Origin of the sequence: Shewanella donghaensis (assembly GCF_007567505.1) — a bacterium.
Taxonomy (GTDB): Bacteria; Pseudomonadota; Gammaproteobacteria; order Enterobacterales; family Shewanellaceae; genus Shewanella; species Shewanella donghaensis.
In genome coordinates this window covers 4,806,708-4,827,346 of the sequence record NZ_CP041783.1, presented here as the reverse complement: position 1 = coordinate 4,827,346, position 20,639 = coordinate 4,806,708, and the positions used below count along the sequence as shown (strand labels likewise).

Annotated in this window: 14 protein-coding genes and 16 tRNA genes; 14 read left to right on the top strand and 16 right to left on the bottom strand. The window is 40.5% G+C overall.

Annotated elements, in window-relative coordinates; genetic code table 11:
• Position 1 precedes the first annotated feature (1 nt).
• The 4 genes from FPK91_RS20530 to FPK91_RS20515 form a co-directional block, all read right to left on the bottom strand.
• Positions 2–472, bottom strand: a complete 471-nt coding sequence (locus tag FPK91_RS20530; RefSeq protein ID WP_144213896.1) for a phosphatase domain-containing putative toxin — start codon at positions 470–472, stop codon at positions 2–4.
• A 63-nt stretch (positions 473–535) separates the two neighbouring features.
• Positions 536–1,798 carry a DEAD/DEAH box helicase gene (locus FPK91_RS20525; protein ID WP_227006785.1) on the bottom strand — a complete coding sequence of 421 codons (1,263 nt, stop codon included), beginning with the start codon at positions 1,796–1,798 and terminating at the stop codon, positions 536–538.
• A gap of 356 nt (positions 1,799–2,154) precedes the next feature.
• The gene (locus FPK91_RS20520; protein ID WP_144213891.1) at positions 2,155–2,676 is read right to left on the bottom strand and encodes a methylated-DNA--[protein]-cysteine S-methyltransferase; all 522 of its coding nucleotides are present in this window, start codon (positions 2,674–2,676) and stop codon (positions 2,155–2,157) included.
• On the bottom strand, positions 2,663–4,219 hold the full coding sequence (locus FPK91_RS20515) for an Ada metal-binding domain-containing protein (protein WP_144213889.1): 1,557 nt from the start codon (positions 4,217–4,219) through the stop codon (positions 2,663–2,665). The genes FPK91_RS20520 and FPK91_RS20515 overlap by 14 nt, the downstream gene beginning before the upstream one ends.
• Before the next feature lie 234 nt (positions 4,220–4,453).
• Between FPK91_RS20515 and FPK91_RS20510 the strand changes: the two genes are divergently transcribed.
• Entirely contained in the window at positions 4,454–6,283 is a 1,830-nt protein-coding gene (locus FPK91_RS20510; protein ID WP_144213887.1) for an ABC transporter ATP-binding protein, read from the top strand.
• A 288-nt stretch (positions 6,284–6,571) separates the two neighbouring features.
• On the opposite strand, the gene FPK91_RS20505 is transcribed toward FPK91_RS20510, so the two are convergent.
• The 7 genes from FPK91_RS20505 to FPK91_RS20475 form a co-directional block, all read right to left on the bottom strand.
• A tRNA-Val gene (locus tag FPK91_RS20505) sits at positions 6,572–6,647 on the bottom strand.
• A gap of 49 nt (positions 6,648–6,696) precedes the next feature.
• A tRNA-Val gene (locus FPK91_RS20500) sits at positions 6,697–6,772 on the bottom strand.
• A gap of 49 nt (positions 6,773–6,821) precedes the next feature.
• Positions 6,822–6,897: transfer RNA gene (locus tag FPK91_RS20495), tRNA-Val, on the bottom strand.
• A gap of 49 nt (positions 6,898–6,946) precedes the next feature.
• Positions 6,947–7,022: transfer RNA gene (locus FPK91_RS20490), tRNA-Val, on the bottom strand.
• 51 nt (positions 7,023–7,073) lie between these two features.
• Positions 7,074–7,149: transfer RNA gene (locus FPK91_RS20485), tRNA-Val, on the bottom strand.
• 43 nt (positions 7,150–7,192) lie between these two features.
• Positions 7,193–7,268 (bottom strand) — tRNA-Val (locus FPK91_RS20480).
• 41 nt (positions 7,269–7,309) lie between these two features.
• Positions 7,310–7,385 (bottom strand) — tRNA-Val (locus tag FPK91_RS20475).
• Positions 7,386–7,806: 421 nt separating this feature from the next.
• Here FPK91_RS20475 and gltX point away from each other — a divergent pair.
• The 10 genes from gltX (at position 7,807) to FPK91_RS20425 (ending at position 11,028) form a co-directional block, all read left to right on the top strand.
• Entirely contained in the window at positions 7,807–9,216 is a 1,410-nt protein-coding gene (gene gltX / locus FPK91_RS20470; RefSeq protein ID WP_144213885.1) for a glutamate--tRNA ligase, read from the top strand.
• Positions 9,217–9,324: 108 nt separating this feature from the next.
• Positions 9,325–9,400 (top strand) — tRNA-Ala (locus tag FPK91_RS20465).
• A gap of 81 nt (positions 9,401–9,481) precedes the next feature.
• A tRNA-Glu gene (locus FPK91_RS20460) sits at positions 9,482–9,557 on the top strand.
• Positions 9,558–9,679: 122 nt separating this feature from the next.
• A tRNA-Glu gene (locus tag FPK91_RS20455) sits at positions 9,680–9,755 on the top strand.
• 106 nt (positions 9,756–9,861) lie between these two features.
• Positions 9,862–9,937: transfer RNA gene (locus FPK91_RS20450), tRNA-Glu, on the top strand.
• Between the two features lie 122 nt (positions 9,938–10,059).
• Positions 10,060–10,135, top strand: a tRNA-Glu gene (locus FPK91_RS20445).
• A 239-nt stretch (positions 10,136–10,374) separates the two neighbouring features.
• Positions 10,375–10,450: transfer RNA gene (locus FPK91_RS20440), tRNA-Glu, on the top strand.
• Between the two features lie 122 nt (positions 10,451–10,572).
• A tRNA-Glu gene (locus FPK91_RS20435) sits at positions 10,573–10,648 on the top strand.
• A gap of 106 nt (positions 10,649–10,754) precedes the next feature.
• Positions 10,755–10,830 (top strand) — tRNA-Glu (locus FPK91_RS20430).
• A 122-nt stretch (positions 10,831–10,952) separates the two neighbouring features.
• Positions 10,953–11,028: transfer RNA gene (locus tag FPK91_RS20425), tRNA-Glu, on the top strand.
• Between the two features lie 501 nt (positions 11,029–11,529).
• Here FPK91_RS20425 and FPK91_RS20420 read toward each other — a convergent pair.
• The 3 genes from FPK91_RS20420 to tesB form a co-directional block, all read right to left on the bottom strand.
• Positions 11,530–12,786 carry an MFS transporter gene (locus FPK91_RS20420; RefSeq protein ID WP_144213883.1) on the bottom strand — a complete coding sequence of 419 codons (1,257 nt, stop codon included), beginning with the start codon at positions 12,784–12,786 and terminating at the stop codon, positions 11,530–11,532.
• A gap of 189 nt (positions 12,787–12,975) precedes the next feature.
• Positions 12,976–13,371 (bottom strand): YbaY family lipoprotein, encoded by a 396-nt coding sequence (locus FPK91_RS20415; RefSeq protein ID WP_144213881.1) that lies wholly within the window; start codon positions 13,369–13,371, stop codon positions 12,976–12,978.
• Positions 13,372–13,377: 6 nt separating this feature from the next.
• The gene (tesB, locus tag FPK91_RS20410) at positions 13,378–14,241 is read right to left on the bottom strand and encodes an acyl-CoA thioesterase II (protein WP_144213879.1); all 864 of its coding nucleotides are present in this window, start codon (positions 14,239–14,241) and stop codon (positions 13,378–13,380) included.
• Between the two features lie 232 nt (positions 14,242–14,473).
• Between tesB and FPK91_RS20405 the strand changes: the two genes are divergently transcribed.
• Positions 14,474–15,355 (top strand): 1,4-dihydroxy-2-naphthoate polyprenyltransferase, encoded by an 882-nt coding sequence (locus FPK91_RS20405; protein ID WP_144213877.1) that lies wholly within the window; start codon positions 14,474–14,476, stop codon positions 15,353–15,355.
• Positions 15,356–15,484: 129 nt separating this feature from the next.
• On the opposite strand, the gene FPK91_RS20400 is transcribed toward FPK91_RS20405, so the two are convergent.
• Positions 15,485–16,249, bottom strand: a complete 765-nt coding sequence (locus FPK91_RS20400; RefSeq protein WP_144213875.1) for a phytanoyl-CoA dioxygenase family protein — start codon at positions 16,247–16,249, stop codon at positions 15,485–15,487.
• A gap of 256 nt (positions 16,250–16,505) precedes the next feature.
• On the opposite strand from FPK91_RS20400, the gene FPK91_RS20395 reads away from it, so the two are divergent.
• Both FPK91_RS20395 and FPK91_RS20390 read left to right on the top strand, forming a co-directional pair.
• Positions 16,506–17,270: an IclR family transcriptional regulator gene (locus tag FPK91_RS20395; RefSeq protein WP_144214633.1), complete on the top strand. Its 765-nt coding sequence runs from the start codon at positions 16,506–16,508 to the stop codon at positions 17,268–17,270.
• 150 nt (positions 17,271–17,420) lie between these two features.
• Complete coding sequence (locus FPK91_RS20390; RefSeq protein WP_144213873.1) at positions 17,421–18,899, top strand: OmpA family protein; 1,479 nt, start codon at positions 17,421–17,423, stop codon at positions 18,897–18,899.
• 74 nt (positions 18,900–18,973) lie between these two features.
• On the opposite strand, the gene gndA is transcribed toward FPK91_RS20390, so the two are convergent.
• Positions 18,974–20,503: an NADP-dependent phosphogluconate dehydrogenase gene (gndA, locus tag FPK91_RS20385; protein WP_144213871.1), complete on the bottom strand. Its 1,530-nt coding sequence runs from the start codon at positions 20,501–20,503 to the stop codon at positions 18,974–18,976.
• Between the last annotated feature and the right edge of the window lie 136 nt (positions 20,504–20,639).

Genomic DNA, 20,639 nt, shown 5'->3' with positions numbered 1-20,639 from the left:
TTTAATCTTGCAGTGCATACAAGACATCAAACACGAATTGATCCCAACCTTCTGAGCTAAAAGCAATATCCCTTACATTTCTCACTTGACTGACGGCGTGAACCGGCGCTGCGCCATTGTCTAAGAGATAGTACGCCATCATGATACCCGTTCTGTCTTTACCAGAACGACAATGAATTAATACCGGAAGATGTTGTGCTTCACACTGTCGGATAAAGGCTAACGCTTTGGGCATTTGCTTTACACAAATGGCCTCATCACCCTCTTGGGGTGGAATATTTTTAGAAAACGGAGTGCAGCAGTATTTAAGCCCTAACGCTTCAATCGCTTGATCATCGACGTCATCACCATCATTAACAGACAGGATTGCGCCAATGCCCTCGGCTTTTAATTCTGCTAAATTCCAAGGATCTTTATTCGGGCCACTGCGACCAGCAATGACCCCTTCGACTAACCAAAATAACTGCTTCATAAAATCGTTAGTACTCTTCTCAATTCAGGAATGATGTTGTTTTGGCTCTAGTTTGGCCTAAGTTTATTCAAGATCAGGTTTTGTGGCATGAGCCCAAAATTCAACATTGACCGCAGGCTTGTTTTTACGTTTTTTCTTGCCGGTGCCTTCAGGTCTTGCCATCGGTTTATCTAGCTCAAGTAAATCATCAGGCATTTGCTCATCAGCTTCAAAACCGACAACTTGTTCGCGTTCTAAACGCAGAGCATTCTTTTTCTCAATAACTCTAAAATGATGATAATCAGCATGGGCAAGTAGCGTTATTGCTAAACCAACTTCACCGGCACGACCACTCCGACCAATACGGTGCATGTAGTCAGCAGGGCTTCTTGGTAAATCAAAATTGATAACAACTGGCAGCTTTTCAATATCAAGACCACGTGCTGCGATATCAGTTGCAATTAACACTTCAATATCGCCCGATTTAAAGCCATCAAGCACACGATTACGTGCGCCCTGCGCTTTATCGCCGTGGAAAACTTCAGCGGTAATACCGCGTTTTGACAGTTTTTCAGCTAAATGACGACAGCTATTTTTAGCATTAACAAATATCAATGCTTGGCGCCATTTATGCTCTTTAATGAGATGAGCTAATAATGCCGTTTTGCTTTCACGATTTACCGTAAAAGCACGTTGGACTAAGGTACTTTCATCAGCACTTTGTAACTGGATCTCTACCGGATTAGTTAATAAGCTCTCAGTCAGTACGCGAACGCCTTCAGGGAAGGTGGCTGAAAATAACAGTTTTTGTTTTTTCTCAGGCATTAGTTTTAAAATTGATGCGAGTTCATCAGTAAAACCAAGGCTTAACATTCGGTCGGCTTCATCGAGTACTAAGGTTTTCACCTTATCGAGTTTAATCGCATTGCTTGAAATCAAATCTAATAATCGACCAGGTGTTGCAACTAACACATCTGCGCCACCACGAAGGGCAAGCATTTGCGTATTGGCAGACACACCACCAAACACGGCAACCGTTTTAATCGCACCATTAAAATGAACCGCATAAGATTTAACGCTATCGGCAACTTGTTTTGCAAGCTCACGAGTAGGCACTAACACTAATGCTGAAACATAGTTACCTTTGTCTTTTGAAGAAGCGCCAGACTGACTTAACTGCTGTAAAATAGGTAATGCAAATGCAGCTGTTTTACCTGAACCGGTGTTCGCGCCAGCAAGTAAATCTTTACCCGCTAATACATGAGGAATAGCTTGTGCTTGAATAGGCGTGGGAGTGAGATATTCAAGTTCAGTTAACCGCGCTAATAATGGCGAGATTAGGCCCATTTCAGTGAAACTAACGTTATTAGCTTCAGCTTGCACAGCTGAAGTAGTTTCAGCATTTAGGCTCGTTTCAGTATCATCTTTGCGATCAGTAGCAGAGGTCATTAATTTAAGGCGCTCAAAATAAGGTATAGCCAGCTATTTTAGCGTATTTATCACGCTTAAGTTAGCGAAATAGAGCAAGCAATGGTTAATTACTATACTTATTAACAAATAAGTACAAACATCTTCTCAGTTAAGCTTCTATAACCCTTGGTATTCTCCTTCATATAACCCTTAATATGATCGTTACCACGATGCTTAATCGTAGCCCGATATAAATCACATTAAAACTTTTAGCCTGTGGTTCTATACTAAGATTAAGAGTCACTCGACTCTAGAGATAACAAATCCTGTTTCATTTTTAAGCCATAAGCATAACCCGTTAAAGTGCCATTTTTACCAATAACCCGATGACACGGCACGATAATCGCTATGGGGTTAGCGCCGTTTGCAGCACCAACAGCTCGAACGGCTTTGGGTCGATTAATGTTATTGGCTATATCCCCATAACTACATACTTCGCCAAATGGAAGCTCCCTTAGCGCTTGCCAAACTTCATGTTGGAAAACCGTCCCCGTTGCCGCCAGTGTGACTTCAAAATGTTGGCGCTTGCCAGCAAAGTACTCATTTAGCTCAGTGATGGCTTGCTGTACATGCTTTTTAGCTTGCGTGATTGAGCTAGCACTAGCGTCGTGAGTGTCGTTAATGCTATCGGCATCAACGTCATTGATCACTTGCAAGTGTGTCAGGCCTAGCTTTGAAGCTTGAAGTTTCAAATAACCAACAGGGCTGAGTTCGATTTGCTGATAAATTGGTTTTTGATTATTAATTTTCATCATTATTCCATAATTGAAAGGTTAAATAGCTGCCCCATGGACTCACTTGCTTAGCGATTTCATCACAAAACTGTTGATACTCTTTGTTGGTGAACTCTTTAGTATCCTCAACCGTCAGCCCATTTTTACGGCGTAAAGCTTTCAAGCGATTTTTAATCACTAAATCACCACTTAAAAAAACATCGGGGTCACTTTGGCCTCGCATCCGAGCATATGCAATAGTCCAAGGACCAATCCCCTTCACACTTATCCAGGCATCAGGTTCAGCATCGGGATTATCAGCCACAAACTGCCCAAGTAAATTCAATGCCGCTTTTCGTGAACCTGGCATTTTAAACTCTGCTAAACCCGCATCAGCTACTGCTTGAGGTGTCGGGAAAAACATAATTTCACGGCCAGCGAGTGTTATTGTTTCACCATAGTGTTTAACCAGTGTATTAAGCAGTTTGCTGGCTTGAACCACGCTAACCTGTTGACCAAGTACCGCTCGGCATCCAGCTTCAAATACCGATGCAGTGGCAGGAATTCTTAACCCTTCTGTAGGTGTTAACCCCATAGCGACAAGTGATGTGAATGATTGATGAATAACCTCCATATCAGCATCTAAATCGAACAGCTTTCGCACAAACAGAACAACATAATGTAGATGGTTTAAGTGCTCCGTTTTCTCAAACTGCACCGTCAGTGATAACTGATGTTTCCCTTTAACGGGCAGCACATCAATAATGCCTCTCACTTGTTGCTGTCCAATCGTTAATTCAAAGCTTCGACCATAGGATTGTGTGTGTTGATCAAGCCACTCCATGCCTTCAACGGATCTAAGCTTATAAAAAGCCCATTGCTTAGCCCAATTAAACGGCGGCCTATAATCTAACAACAAACTGATACCATTTCCTGAATCATCGTCAGTATGAGTCTTACTGGTATTTCGTCTCAATTGTGTCGGAGTCAATTGTAATTGTTCCATAAAAACTTCATTAAATCGCCTGATGCTGTTAAATCCTGCAGCCAATGCCACATCAGTTATGGGTAAGTTTGTTTGATGTAAAAGCTGCTTGGCAAACATCAATTGACGATATATGGCGTACTTCTTTGGCGAAGTCCCTAACTGGCTGTTAAATAGTTGGCTTAAGTAACGACTAGTAATACCCAGTCGCTGTGATAATGAGGTTAATGTTTCGGCATTTTCACCGGTTAAACAGCCGTTATCAATCATCTTTATTGCGCGATGCAAACTCGTTTGAGTCCCCTTCCATGCATTAGAATCCGGTGCACTGTCTGGGCGGCAACGTAAACAAGGCCTAAGTCCTGCCTGAGCTGCTTTAATTGCAGAATCGAAGTATCGGACATTTTGCTCTTTAGGGGCAGTTGCAGGGCAAATTGAACGACAATAAATGCCTGTTGTTAAAACACCGGTAAAAAAACGGCCATCAAAACGAGCATCACGACTTAGCCTTGCTTGACGGCAAACATCACCAGGTATATTGCAGAGTTCAGAGCCTGGCTCTGATGCAATACCCAATAGTTCGAGTGATTTTATCTGCATAGTGTCTGTGGCCTTAATTAAAGCTGCAAATTCGCAACGTCTAAAATGATGTTGTCACTCTAACCAATATTAACTCAGCTCACTAGCGGAAAACGGAACTTAATACCTAATCAACCTAAACATTAGCTCACAATATTTGACGACAGAGATCCAACACTTAACTAACAAGTTATTGGTTAGTTAAGGTATCCTTTAATTATCTTGCCCTTGTATGTTTCTGAAATTGAGAGATAGATGTTTAAATTCTTTGAATCCCTAACTAACCCCTTGCCCCAAGAAGAGCCGTCCCAAGCCCCTAAGGGCGTTTACGCTTTTTGCCGCCATTACACCCGCGGGTTTGAAAAGCACTTAATTATTATGTCAATTTTGACTGCTACATTAGCCATTTTGGAAGTGTCACTATTTGGTTTTATGGGCAAACTAGTTGACTGGCTAGTCACTAAAAACCCTGAAACATTGATGCAAGATGAAGGCACTACATTAATTGCCATGTCTGTCACCGTACTGGTAATCATTCCATTGCTAGTCGCTCTGCATGCCGCTGTAGTGCATCAAACTTTACTGGGTAACTATCCAATGGCTATCAGGTGGCAAGCACACCGATATTTACTCAAGCAAAGTATTTCATTTTATCAAGATGACTTTGCAGGCCGAATAGCCACTAAAGTCATGCAAACATCATTAGCTGTGCGTGAAACAGTGATGAAACTATTAGATGTATTGATGTACATCATCATCTATTTCACTTCAATGTTAGTCATGATAGCCAGTGCTGACGTGCGCTTAATGTTACCTATGTTGGTATGGTTATTCGCTTATATCGCCATTCAGTGGAAACTTGTGCCTAAACTTAAAGCCATTTCTGCCGAGCAAGCTGATGCTCGCTCATCAATGACTGGTAGAATTGTCGACAGCTACACCAATATAGCCACGGTTAAGTTGTTCTCACATACAAAGCAAGAAGCCGAATATGCTCAAAACAGCATGATGAGGTTTCTTAAAACTGTTTATGGGCAAATGCGTTTAGTGACTATCATCAATGTATTGGTGCAAACCATTAACTACATGCTGGCATTTACTATTACTGCTGTGTCGATTTGGTTATGGGCTGATAACGCGATAACCGTTGGTGCTATTGCCATTGCCGTGAGCTTGGCCTTGCGTCTAAATGGTATGTCCCAATGGATCATGTGGGAGATAAGCTCACTATTTGAGAATATTGGTACCGTTACCGATGGCATGAATACCTTATCTAAGCCTATCGAGATTGAAGATAAACCCGGCGCAAAGGATATTATTGTCAGTAAAGGTAAGATTGATTTTAATGATGTCAGTTTTCATTATGGTGAAAAATCTGGCGTGATTAGCGACCTAAATTTAAACATCAAAGCCGGAGAAAAAGTCGGTTTAGTGGGTCGCTCTGGAGCGGGTAAATCAACCTTAGTGAACTTATTAATGCGCTTTCACGATGTTGAAAAAGGTCATGTTAGTATTGATGATCAAATCATCACTGACGTTACCCAAGATTCGTTACGTGCAAAGATTGGCATGGTGACGCAAGATACCTCGTTACTGCATCGCTCGATTCGTGAAAATATTCTCTATGGCGATCCAAATGCTTCAGAGCAACAGCTTCAAGCTGCTATTGAACAAGCCCAAGCGGTAGAGTTTATTAATGATTTATCCGATCCATTTGGCAATACCGGATTAGATGCTCAAGTCGGCGAACGCGGTGTAAAACTCTCTGGCGGCCAAAGACAACGTATCGCGATTGCACGCGTATTGTTAAAGAATGCCCCTATTTTACTTTTAGATGAAGCAACCTCTGCATTAGATTCTGAAGTAGAAGCTGCCATCCAAGAAAGTCTATATGAACTAATGGAAGGTAAAACGGTTATTGCTATTGCGCATCGATTATCAACCATTGCAGCAATGGACAGACTGATTGTTATCGATAAAGGGCAAATAGTGGAACAAGGAAGTCATCAAGAATTGATTCAGTTTGGTGGAATATACGCCCAGCTTTGGTCTCATCAAACAGGGGGGTTCTTGGGGATTGATTAAGGGTCAACCATAGTTAACGCACTGTTTATTCCAACAGCTGTTGTAACTGTTATTAAGACGCTCATTTTGATGACTATCAAAACTGGGCGTTTTTTATGTCTTTCTAACAAGTAATTTTAGGAACTGTTGGCTTTTATAGTGAGATTAATCAAGACACATAGGAAATGTTCACAAGTATAAGCAATGTTTATTTAGAAATGTGAAATGAAGATGTTGAATTAGCGTGTTAACTGAGGTTTTGAGGTTTTGAGGTTTTGAGGTTTTTTGAAAGTATAAAACGAGGAAATATGGTGGTCGATATTGGGCTCGAACCAATGACCCCCTCCTTGTAAGGGAGGTGCTCTCCCAGCTGAGCTAATCGACCTGGGCTTACTTTTCTATCTTTCTCTCACGTCATTTTCTATAGAAGAAAATGGTGGTCGATATTGGGCTCGAACCAATGACCCCCTCCTTGTAAGGGAGGTGCTCTCCCAGCTGAGCTAATCGACCTGGGCTTACTTTTCTATCTTTCTCTCACGTCATTTTCTATAGAAGAAAATGGTGGTCGATATTGGGCTCGAACCAATGACCCCCTCCTTGTAAGGGAGGTGCTCTCCCAGCTGAGCTAATCGACCTGGGCTTACTTTTCTATCTTTCTCTCACATCATTTTCTGTAAAAGAAAATGGTGGTCGATATTGGGCTCGAACCAATGACCCCCTCCTTGTAAGGGAGGTGCTCTCCCAGCTGAGCTAATCGACCTGGGGCTTACTTTTCTATCTTTCTCTCACGTCATTTTCTATAAAATGAAAATGGTGGTCGATATTGGGCTCGAACCAATGACCCCCTCCTTGTAAGGGAGGTGCTCTCCCAGCTGAGCTAATCGACCTGGGCTTTCTTTGTTTCTATCACGTCATTTTCTGTAAAAGAAATGGTGGTCGATATTGGGCTCGAACCAATGACCCCCTCCTTGTAAGGGAGGTGCTCTCCCAGCTGAGCTAATCGACCTGGGCTTTCTTTTACTTACACAGTATTCTCTAAAAAAAGAATGGTGGTCGATATTGGGCTCGAACCAATGACCCCCTCCTTGTAAGGGAGGTGCTCTCCCAGCTGAGCTAATCGACCTCGCTGTGTGGGGCCGTATTATAGGGAGCAACGAAATACTGTCAACGACTTTTTTATTAAAAAAGTTCAGACGCGTTAAAAACAGCCGTCTTGGTTGATTGTTAGACGCTTTGAGGCGCCTTTACTTGGCATTAGTCTCAAATTGGCTGACAAACATCACCTCTACAATATTAATCCCGACATATTGCACTCGCAGCCTTTATGAATGCCTCTTAGTGAGAAGACTATCAATACTGTTCATTTTCAAGCTTAATTTGACTGCGCAATGTTAAGTGTCATTGACTATAGTCAATGGCTGGTTCACAGGAATGAAAATATCAAGGGTGGAACTCGCATAAGGTAGTGGTTTGGGTATAGAATATCGGCCACTTTATTATATCTGTCTATATATAGACGTTTTTGCATAGGTTAGTGTCCCATTATGACAACTAAGACGCGTTTTGCCCCAAGCCCAACAGGCTTTTTACATGTAGGTGGTGCTCGTACAGCACTTTATTCTTGGTTATATGCCAAAGCAAACCAAGGTGAGTTTGTTTTACGTGTAGAAGATACAGATATTGAACGTTCAACACCTGAAGCATGCGCTGCGATTTTAGAAGGTATGGAATGGTTAGGACTAACTTGGGATGAAGGTCCTTATTACCAAACTAAACGTTTTGATCGTTACAATGAAATCATTGCACAGATGTTAGAACAAGGCAGCGCATATAAGTGTTACTGCTCTCGCGATCGTATTGAAGCAATGCGTGAAGAACAAGCTGCAAACGGTGAAGCTCAGAAATATGATGGCCGCTGTCGTAACTTAGCACCACGAGATACTGATGAGCCTTTCGTTATTCGCTTTAAAAACCCAACTGAAGGTAGCGTTGTATTTAATGATCACGTTCGTGGTCGCATTGAATTCTCGAACGATACTTTAGATGATTTGATCATTGCCCGTACTGAAGGTACCCCAACTTATAACTTCTGTGTAGTTGTTGATGATTGGGATATGGGTATTACTTGTGTTGTTCGTGGTGAAGATCACATCAATAACACCCCACGTCAGATTAATATCTTAAAAGCATTAGGTGCTCCAGTACCTGAATATGCTCATGTATCGATGATTCTCGGTGAAGATGGCGCTAAATTATCTAAGCGTCATGGCGCTGTTGGTGTGATGCAATATCGTGATGATGGTTATTTACCTGAAGCATTATTGAATTACTTAGTTCGCCTTGGTTGGTCACATGGCGATCAAGAAGTTTTCTCAATGGATGAAATGAAGCAATTATTCAAACTTGACGATATTAACAAAGCTGCTTCAGCTTTTAATACCGACAAGCTTAATTGGTTAAACCAACATTATATAAAAGAATCAGCTCCAGAACATGTTGCTTCTTATCTACAGTGGCATATGGATGATCAAAAAATTGATACTTCAAACGGCCCTGCTTTACCTGAAGTTGTTACTGCACTTGCTGAAAGAGCGAAAACATTAAAAGAGTTAGCGGCTTCTAGTCGATACTTCTATGAAGATTTTGAAGCTTTTGATGAAAACGCAGCTAAAAAGCATTTACGTGGTGTTGCCATGGAACCGCTTAAATTAATTCAACAAAAGATTTCTGCATTATCTGATTGGTCAGTTGAAGCAATTCATCAAGCAATTGAAGATACAGCAGCAGAACTAGAAGTTGGTATGGGTAAAGTCGGAATGCCTTTACGTGTAGCTGTTACAGGCGCCGGAATGTCACCTGCTGTAGATTTAACCTTATTTTTGATTGGAAAGGCTCGTTGCGAACAAAGAATATCCAAAGCGATTGAATTTGTAGCAGATAGAATAAATTCTTAAAAAAACGAGTTGACACTTTTAGGTATGCTGCATAGAATGCGCCTCGCAGTTGAGACACGATGCAATTATTTATATTGCAGCATGCTTAAATGTATTAAGTAATATTGAGGGGCTATAGCTCAGCTGGGAGAGCGCTTCGCTGGCAGCGAAGAGGTCCACGGTTCGATCCCGTGTAGCTCCACCAATTTTATTTAATTAAAGCGTTAAATCTTAGCCTACAGGATTTAATGAGTAATCACTCTTTGCAGAGTCTAATGCAGTCCGGGTCCCCTTCGTCTAGAGGCCTAGGACACCGCCCTTTCACGGCGGTAACAGGGGTTCGAATCCCCTAGGGGATACCACCTTCTTTTTTCGAAGAGAAGAAAAATTACTAAGTAATTGGTAGTTTGAAATTTAAAGCGTTGAATCTTAGCCTACAGGATTTGATGAGTACTCACTCTTTGCAGAGTCTAATGCAGTCCGGGTCCCCTTCGTCTAGAGGCCTAGGACACCGCCCTTTCACGGCGGTAACAGGGGTTCGAATCCCCTAGGGGATACCACAATTTATTTTTTCTTGATGTATTTCGAGAAAATTAAAAAAGCGTTAAATCTTAGCCTACAGGATTTAATGAGTATTCACTCTTTGCAGAGTCTAATGCAGTCCGGGTCCCCTTCGTCTAGAGGCCTAGGACACCGCCCTTTCACGGCGGTAACAGGGGTTCGAATCCCCTAGGGGATACCAACTTCTTTTTTCGAAGAGAAGAAAAATTACTGAGTAATTGGTAGTTTGAAATTTAAAGCGTTGAATCTTAGCCTACAGGATTTGATGAGTACTCACTCTTTGCAGAGTCTAATGCAGTCCGGGTCCCCTTCGTCTAGAGGCCTAGGACACCGCCCTTTCACGGCGGTAACAGGGGTTCGAATCCCCTAGGGGATACCACAATTTTTTTTCTTGATGTATTTCGAGGAAATTAAAAAAGCGTTAAATCTTAGCCTACAGGATTTAATGAGTATTCACTCTTTGCAGAGTCTAATGCAGTCCGGGTCCCCTTCGATTAAAGAAGAGACGCCTAGGACACCGCGCTGTTTTTATTAAAAGCACGGCGGTTTCACTTTAATAGCCTTCTAAAGTGTTACTTATAGGTCTTCGTTATATTAGAAGTTAAACAATATGTCCGGGTCCCCTTCGTCTAGAGGCCTAGGACACCGCCCTTTCACGGCGGTAACAGGGGTTCGAATCCCCTAGGGGATACCAACTTCTTTTTTCGAAGAGAAGAAAAATTACTGAGTAATTGGTAGTTTGAAATTTAAAGCGTTGAATCTTAGCCTACAGGATTTGATGAGTACTCACTCTTTGCAGAGTCTAATGCAGTCCGGGTCCCCTTCGTCTAGAGGCCTAGGACACCGCCCTTTCACGGCGGTAACAGGGGTTCGAATCCCCTAGGGGATACCACAATTTATTTTTTCTTGATGTATTTCGAGAAAATTAAAAAAGCGTTAAATCTTAGCCTACAGGATTTAATGAGTATTCACTCTTTGCAGAGTCTAATGCAGTCCGGGTCCCCTTCGTCTAGAGGCCTAGGACACCGCCCTTTCACGGCGGTAACAGGGGTTCGAATCCCCTAGGGGATACCAACTTCTTTTTTCGAAGAGAAGAAAAATTACTGAGTAATTGGTAGTTTGAAATTTAAAGCGTTGAATCTTAGCCTACAGGATTTGATGAGTACTCACTCTTTGCAGAGTCTAATGCAGTCCGGGTCCCCTTCGTCTAGAGGCCTAGGACACCGCCCTTTCACGGCGGTAACAGGGGTTCGAATCCCCTAGGGGATACCACTTTCTTTTTTCGAAAAGAACATAAACCACTTAATTGTGGTTTTTTTGTGCCTGAAATTTGTGTCTAAAACCAGGTTAAAGATAAATACAGTTCTTGGATAACCACCATGTGTAAGCCTCTATGGTTAGAAACTGATTTTAAGCTGCTATCAGTTTACAACTCAAAGCAGCCCCAAAAGATTCATGTCATTAATAACCTGTAATTTGACTAAATTGTCAATTTCGCAATGACGAGTCAACCCATAACTCAACCCTAATTCATCTTCTTTCATAGCAATAGATCCCATAATGAATAACCTCATTTAGTCGACTAAGCCTGTATGCTATTTCGACCGTTTAACAAATCAGCTTTCAAACAAAGTGATTAGCTTCACAGAATGACAACTTTGTGAAAAACCGATAAGAAGTATTTAATCTGAGGAACAAACACCAAATTTAAAACAAAAAAAAGAAGCCACAATGGCTTCTTTCTAAAGTGATTTTATCGGTCTACTGATGCAACTAATGATTCGTGTTACTGACCTTTTGATAATGCGACAATCTAAATATGGCAATTAAAAGTAAACACAGTAAGCCAAAAGATCCCACAACCACACCCTGCCATTCAGCCTGATGCCAAAAAAGCATCAAATAAGGCCCTCCGACAGCCGCACCTAGATAATAACTGCAAAGATATAACGAGGTAGCTTTAGCACGATGAGAAGACGCTCTGATAGCCACAAACGAGTTACAACAACTATGTGTTAAAAAGAAACCACTCGCGGTTAACAAAAATCCTATCACGATAGCAGTTAAATTATCTAACAAGGTCAACAACGTGCCTAAGGTCATCACTAACAAAGCGGCACGAAATAAGAATTGTACCCCAAACTTTATCACCCACTTAGATGAAAAATATGAAGTAAACGTACCACTGAGATAACATAAGAATATTAATGTTGCACCGAAACGACTAAACCCATAAGGTTCAGCCATTAAATGTAATTGAATAAAACTAAATTGATTCACCATCATCATGAAGGCGATTCCACCAATTACGTAAACCAAACGCATTTGATGATCTGATAAATGGTGAACAAACCCACCTATATCTTGTTTTATTTTCACCACCAGGCTTTGCTTATTCGTTTCAGCCAAACTCTTGGTTTCAGATCTGGGTAATAAATAAGTTACGAGAGAAATTAAAGCTAATGTCACGAAAAAATTAACTGTCATTGCTTGTTGCCAAGTAAAATACTGTGACAACAACCCGCCCATCAAACGTCCACCAATACCACCTAAGCTATTAGACATAATATAAATACCGGCAGCTTTAAGTAAAAAACTTGCTGGTAACTGTTCTTTAAAATAAGCCATGGCAATCGCTGGAACCGCAGCTAATAAAACCCCTTGTAATAGCCTCACCATTAATAACGAATCAAAGTCTTCAGCAAAAATAAGTAAGACATTGGAAGCCACTAGCAACCACAAACTGCACATAATCGGCATTAACCGACCTACACGATCTGAAATCACAGCATAAATGAGTAACGAAAAAGCTAATGAGAAACTAGTAAAAGACAGAATAAGCGTTGCATTGGCGCCACTCACATTAAAATGCTCGGCAATCGACGGCAGCATTCCTTGCATAGCATACAAATTGATATAAACAACAACAGATGCAAGACACAATGCCCAAATCAAACGAGTTTCAGATTTAGAACGGTGGGTATGGGTATCACGAAGATCAGTTACTGCAGTTGCAGAGAATTCAGGCACGACTTACGCTCGAATAGGAGACAAAAAGAAGTATTAATTATTGCGCGATAATAAACATAAGCAATGATGAAAATAATAAGATGTGACTTATGCCCTAAATATCATTTCAATGATTTGTAGGGCATATACTGTGTTTGATAACTGAGTGTAATTTATCAGTACTAACCAAGCTTAATCAGTCGGTTAACCCTAACGTTTTACTTGTTTCATCACTACTTCAGTCGTGTACTTGTCATTATTGATCACTCGAAACTTTTCATAGGTTTGAAAAAGAACTTGTTCATTGTAAGTAATCATAGCCACGACACCATAATCGATATCTGAATCGATACCTTCGGCTGGTAGAGTAAATTTAAAAGGGACAGGCGCTCTCGCAATATCAAACGTTTTCTGTGAAATAATAGAGCCAGGTGTATTAAAATCAATAATGGCAATATTGACTCTACAGCCCTTAGGTAAAGCAACTTTTTCTAAATATCCCGCATATCCATTGATCACAACAGGTTCTTCTGGTGTCACCGTGACACATGCACTAAGCATTAATGTAATAATGGCTAGTAAGGTAATTTTAAAACTAAACTTCATCTTTACTTATCCTTTCGTCATTCTAAGCAGGCCTTCTTGAGTAGCTGAAGCTACTAAACGCCCTTGTTGATCAAAAAATTGGCCTTTTACAAACCCTCTTCCACCACTGGCATTAGTACTCTCTACACTGTAAAGCAGCCAATCTGAAAAATTAAACGGTCTATGGAACCACATTGCATGATCAATTGTTGCCATTCTAACGCCAGGCGTTAAAAATGATACGCCATGGGGCTGGGCTGCAGTAACTAAAAAGTTGAAATCTGAAGCATAGGCCAATAAATATTCTTGCACGCTATGATCTTTAGGTATGTTGCCACTCGCTCGCATCCAAACATAACGCTTAGGCTCTGTTGAGTCAGGTGCAATGGGATGAACCGGATTAACCAAACGCATTTCGATTGGTGAGTCTGCCATAAATTTGGCTAAAATCTTCTCAGGAATTTTATCTCGCATGCTAACAGCCAACTCTTGTTGGTTTAGTAACCCTTCAGGACCTGGAACACTAGGCATTACAGCTTGATGCTCGTAACCCTCTTCCGGCGCCTGAAATGAACAAGTCATGTAAAATATCGGTCTGCCCTTCTGAATGGCTTTAACCCGCCTAGCACTGAAACTACCACCATCACGCATATTTTCAACATCATAAACAATAGGTAGCTTTTCATCCCCAGCTCGCAAAAAGTAAGAATGTAATGAGTGGACATGTCGATCTTCATTTACCGTTTGTTTAGCTGCACTTAAAGCTTGCCCCATAACTTGGCCACCAAATACATGGCCAAACCCTAGATCTTGGCTTTGACCACGAAACAGCCCTAATTCAATTTGTTCTAATGATAATAAAGACAAAAGGTCATTTAATACTTGGCTCATAAAATTCCTAGCAGTTTTGGCAAATAACTATCGTGTAAGGTTAACGTAATAACCACTGTTGGAGGACTATTTAATCATAAATTAATCGAGATAATAGCGAAAATCAGCATTCCTTAATATTTAGCAGCAATTTTTCAGCTCTTGCGGGATCAGAACGGCGTACATAACCAGAAAAAATTGCTATGCTATAAGTCTATTCTAATTTAAATCAACACCCTGAAGCCTTAATTATATGCAATCTTGGATTTTAGCTATTAGACCACGGACCTTGCCAGCAGCAATCGGTCCTTTATTAATTGGTAATATTTTAGCACTACATTTAGAGCAGTTTACTTTTACAATTGCTTGTACCTCAATGCTGTGCGCTATTTTATTACAAATAGCCGTAAACCTTGCCAATGATTACTTTGACTATAAAAATGGAATCGATACCGATGAAAGAGTCGGTCCAGTTCGAGTAACACAAAGCGGCATGATTTCACCTAACAGTGTTAGAAATGCAATGATTTTGTGTCTTGTTCTCGCGCTTATCGTTGGCTCAGTATTGATTGTACATGGTGGTTGGCCTATCGCCATTTTAGCCGTAGCGTCTTTATTAGGTGCGGTTTGTTACAGTGGCGGCCCATATCCACTAGCCTCTCACGGCTTAGGTGAAATAGCCGCATTTATCTTTTTCGGACTTGTGGCCGTTGTAGGTAGTTTTTACTTACAAGCTGGTGAAACGAGTACCAGCGCGTGGTTACTTGGTAGCGCAATAGGTATGTTTAACGCAGCAATTATGTTGGTAAACAACACCAGAGATATTCAAACAGACACCAAAGCGGGTAAAAACACCCTTGCTGTGCGCATCGGTCAAGCGCAAGCAAGGGTATTATATCAAGCACTAGTTTATTTACCTTTTGGGCTTATCATTGGCGGGTTTCTAATGGGGGTTCTTTCAGGTTTACCGGTTTTACTTGCAGGTCTTGCATTGGTTTACGCTCGACAATTAAGTGGAGAGTTTAGTAACACCAGTGGCGAAGCATTGAACCCTATTCTTGGGCGAACAGCAAAACTTACCATGGTATTCAGCTTTCTATTTAGCATTGGTTTAGTGTTTAGCTTGCCTCAGTAGCGCATTAAAACACATGCTTTACCCATAAAAATGGCTTCCACTATATACACACTCGGAAGCCATTTTTTATCACTAGTTAGCATAGGTATTAATAGTAATTTTGAAAATACTATTAATAAAGCTATCAGTCTATTCACTTTCCCAAGCTAAAATCGCATCATCGCTAACGCGATTCAATGGATAATAGATCGCTTCATTGTCATAAAATGCCTGGTTAGATGTGGCGTTGTAAGCACAAATCATCGACCACCTGGGCTTATCTGAACAATTCTGATTAGACTTATGCAGCAAATTACAATGGAAGAACAACACATCACCAGCTTCTAGTTCCACATTGATCAGCTCATGATGCTTTATGGCCTGTTCGACAAACGTCATGTCAGCCCCTTTTTGATCGCCAGTTTTATTATGATCTAAACGGCCAATATGATGAGATCCCTTTAACACTTGCAAACAGCCATTTTCGACAGTCGCATCGTTAATGGCAATCATGCAGCTTATCGCTTTGGGATACATCATAAGGTTATCTTTGTGCCAATAACCAAAATCCTGATGCCATTCCCATGCCCCCCCCACAAACGGTTCTTTCATCATAATTTTAGTGCTGGTGTGGTAAGTATCCTCACCTAATATTTTCTCAACAGAGTCGACTAATCTGCGACCACGAGAAAACATACTATAAAAATCATTACCCGTTTCTTGCCAAATACACACTTTACTCACAGCACCTTGGCTATCTTTTTTGTCCCACGCATTTTGATAAAGCGCATCATCATTAAAAGCAAACTCTTGTAAACGAGTGATCTCCAGTGGATTGTAATATCCCTTAATGATGACATACCCATCTCGGTTGAAGTCTTCGATATCTTGTTTGCTTAATTCAAACTTACTCATGATTAATTATCCTTAATTACGATACGTTTATCTCGTGTTTATTGTTAACAATTGTTCAACAAGATAAATTCATTTGCAAGCTGTATTTATATACAAATTTATTATTTATATTGGTATAGTTAAATTAACTATCGAAAACAACATACCCGACTAAACAAAATAAAACTTAACTGTTGAAATATAAGAAAAAATATTTAAGTTTATTTTCTAAAAACACTCTGCAATCATTTTACCAAGGTGAAATCCTGTGAACAAAATGGAAGAAAAAAAATATTCGGTACCAGCCTTAGATAAAGGCTTTGATATTTTAGAGTACTTAGTTGAACAGAAAAAGCCGTTATCACAGTCTGAAATTGCTAAAGGGATTGGTCGTAAGCCTAACGATATTTATCGCGTTTTAGTGAACTTAGAAGCTCGAGGTTATTTAAACAAAGATAATGCATCAGGGCGCTATCAAGTGGCTTTTAAGTTGTATAATTTATCAAGAAATATCTCACCAATAGATGAAGTAAGACAATGTGCTTTACCATTAATGGAAGATTTAGCCGTCTCAATAGGCCAATCTTGTCATTTGGCGATGCTATATCAAAGCCAAACCATGGTAATGGTTCAAGCAAGAAGTCATTCACCCATTTCAATTAACATCAATGAAGGTTGTTTATTCTCCACTTTACAATCAACATCTGGAAAGGTGTTACTGGCCAACAGTAATCAAGCTGTGCAGCAAATGCTGCTCAATCGCGATGATGATTTCAACTCAATGAGCAAAACCCAACAACAGTCCCTCTATAATGAGCTTAACGATATTAAACACTGTGGTTTCATCAGTGGCGAAAATCAACTTTCTCACGGCATATATGAGTTTTCTACTCTAGTAGGCCAACCTGATGGGAAAGTCATTGCAGCATTAACGGTTTCGTCACTGCAAAGTATTTGGGATAAAAGCGATATTACATTTCTAACGGATACAACACTCGATACAGCTAGATTAATCACTCAGCAGTTGGGTAACTATCCCTAAATATGGCATTTAATCAACAAGCTCACTTTATATCAATACAAGCCCTTGATTTTCAGCTTATAGATGGAGCAGAATAGCGGAGAAAAGGAATTTATAGCCCTTAAAAGCTAAAACATTAAAGCAATCATTTTAATGTTCAAGGAGAAAAAAATGATTCATTACATTATAAAATACTTTGTCACGATACCAAGAAACAATCTAACCAAAACAATATCGATACTATTACTGCTTGCAGCATCATCAAGTTCATTAGCTCAAGAGACACTATTTCAAGCTATTGAGCACGCTAAAATATATAAACAGTCAGAACGCCACTTTACCCCTTTTGAATTAGTAACGGGTACCAGTAAATCCCAAATAGACACTACAATCGTTAGCGGAAAATTAACTCGAACCAGTTATATAATTCCCGTTGAATTTGAACCATCAAACATCGTCAATAATTATAAACATCAACTTACCGAACTCGGTGCTGAGATACTATTTGAATGTCAGCACGGTAGCTGCAACAATGTAAAGGAAATACAAAAGACGATAAAGCCACTTAATCATATTCCAAAATCAAATCCAGCATTAATTTCAGCAAAAGTTCAGTTAAAAAACAAACTCATCTATGTTTCTGCAATGTCAGTCAATTGGCAAAAGGAAGCCTCATTGCAACTCGACATTATAGAGATGATTGATGAACCTTTGAATTTAATCTCAGTGAATAAAAGCTATTTAAGTAGTGCTATTGAGCATAAAACCTTTAAAGATAATACCCATAAAGACGAATCAAATTCGAGCGATCACCCAATGTTAGCCCGACTACCAGGAGCTTATATTCAGGATTATCAACAATATGATTTTGGCCAAACAAAAGTATTTTCAGATGTTATAAAAGGTCAGCATAAAGTGATATCACTTGAGGGACGTATTACTGATATTAACTATCAATTACCACGTACTTATTCTGAGTACGAAGTGAATGCCAACTATCATGCAGCACTCACCGAGTTAGGCTTTATAAAAACCTATGGTTGTACAAGCACTCATTGTGGCAAATCGCGCCATATTAAAAAAAGAATAGACTCGCTTGCCCATATTGGGTCTGATGAGAGTCAATTTTATACTCTCTATACTCTCAGTCGTCCTGAAGGCAATGTCTATGCAATGACCTATATCATCGGTTTTGAAAGTGGTTTATGGACAGAAGTAAAATTGATAGAAGAGACAGCACTTATCAATGATCGCGTTTCCATCGATTTAGACGCTCTATCAGATAAGTTAGCGCAAACAGGTCACGTTGCGTTAGATGGCTTACTGTTTAAATTTGATAGTGATGAAATGCTACCAGAAGCAAAAGCAGTCATTGATGTAGTGGCTCAATATTTAACCGCTCACCCTCAACAGCAATTTTATGTCATCGGCCACACTGACGATCAAGGCAAGCAAAGTTATAACCAAGTGCTATCAGATAAACGTGCGCAAGCTGTTGTGAAGCAGCTAACACAAAATCATGGTATTGCTAAAAAGCAGCTAACAGCAAAAGGCGTTGGTGAATACTCACCTATCGGCAATAACACCAACGATGTGGGTAAAAAACAAAATAGACGGGTTGAATTAGTGCTTAGATCAGATTCAAAATAAGCATCTACCTATTTACCGCAATAAAAAAGGCTTCTCATTGAGAAGCCTTTTATCATGATCTTATTAAATCAACATTATACTTTTGACAGGACGCGCTCTTTAGCACTCCAATCTAAATGATATTTCTCACCAACAGGTTTATCTGTGCGTTCAAAGGTATGTGCACCAAAGAAGTCACGTTGGCCTTGTAATAAGTTTGCTGGCAATGTTTCGCAGCGATAACTATCATAGTAAGCAATAGCAGAACTAATACAAGGCGCTGGTATGCCCTGCATCACAGAAGCCGCTACTGTTTTACGCCAGTTCATATGCTTAGTCGATAAGCTTTCACTGAACGTATCTGCCATTAACAAGTTAGGCAATTCAGCATTATCTTGATATGCCTGTGTAATTGACTGCAAGAATGTGGCGCGAATAATACAACCCGCGCGCCAAATTTTAGCAATTTCAGCAAAATCTAATGTCCAGTTTTGCTCTTTTGCCGCCATTGCCATCAGCTGGAAGCCTTGGGCATAACAACAGACTTTAGCGCAATATAACGCGTCTTCTAAATTAGCAATAAATGCTGCTTTTTCTGCATCAGAAAGCGTTACAGCGGCTGGGCCAGATAACTTACTTTTCAATTGCACGCGTAAATCTTTTTGAGTGCTGACAGCGCGAGCATAAACCGCTTCTGCAATCGTTGGCGCTGGGCAACCAATTTGTAAACTGCTTACAGCTGTCCACAGTCCGGTACCTTTCTGACCCGCTTTATCAAGGATCATCTCAACAAGGGGTTTACCCGTTAACGGATCATCTTGTTGAAGTACTTCAGCACTGATTTCCATCAGGTAGCTGTTTAAGCTGCCTTTGTTCCAAGCACTGAAAATATCACCGACTTCATGAGCCGATAAACCTAAACCATCATGCAGTAATTGATATGCTTCGCAGATTAGCTGCATATCAGCATATTCAATGCCGTTATGAACCATCTTCACATAGTGACCAGAACCTGCAGGACCGATGTAAGTGGTACAAGGTTCACCTTCAATAACAGGGTTCCCTGGTTCAAAACGTTCAATAGGTAAACCTGTAGCAGGATCAACTTTCGCAGCAATCGCTTTCCAAATAGGCGCAACATATTGCCACGCAGCTTTATCGCCACTCGGCATCAGTGAAGGGCCGAATCTTGCGCCGACTTCACCACCAGAAACAGCCGAACTAAAGAATACAAATTGTTCTTTATAACGGGCTTCACGGGCTACTGTATCAGTCCATAAACTGTTACCAGTATCAACCACGATGTCATCTGACTCGATGCCCGCTTCGATAAGTGCATTACACACACCATCAACTGGTCCACCAGCGGGAACAGAAAGCACAATGACACGAGGTTTAGCTAAAGAAGACAGCATTTCGGTAAGATTATTACAAGCCAGCATTCGGGGTGCTGTATTGGCTTTTCTTTCCGCTTGTTCTTGATTAATGGCAGCATTAACTTTGACAGTATCTAAATCAAAAGCAGCAACCTGGTAGCCATTATCAACGATGTTTAACGCGAGATTTTTGCCCATAACACCGAGGCCGATAACGCCGATGTCTGAACTGAATGATTGGGTTTTCATTTATTATTTTCCAAAGGTCGCAGAGATTAATCGCGCGTAGCGAATCCATTTGGAGCGTGATTATACTGATTTCTGTAACTAAATTACAGTCTCAAAATGTGCACACTCTATTGCAGAAACTGGAAGGCTACATGTT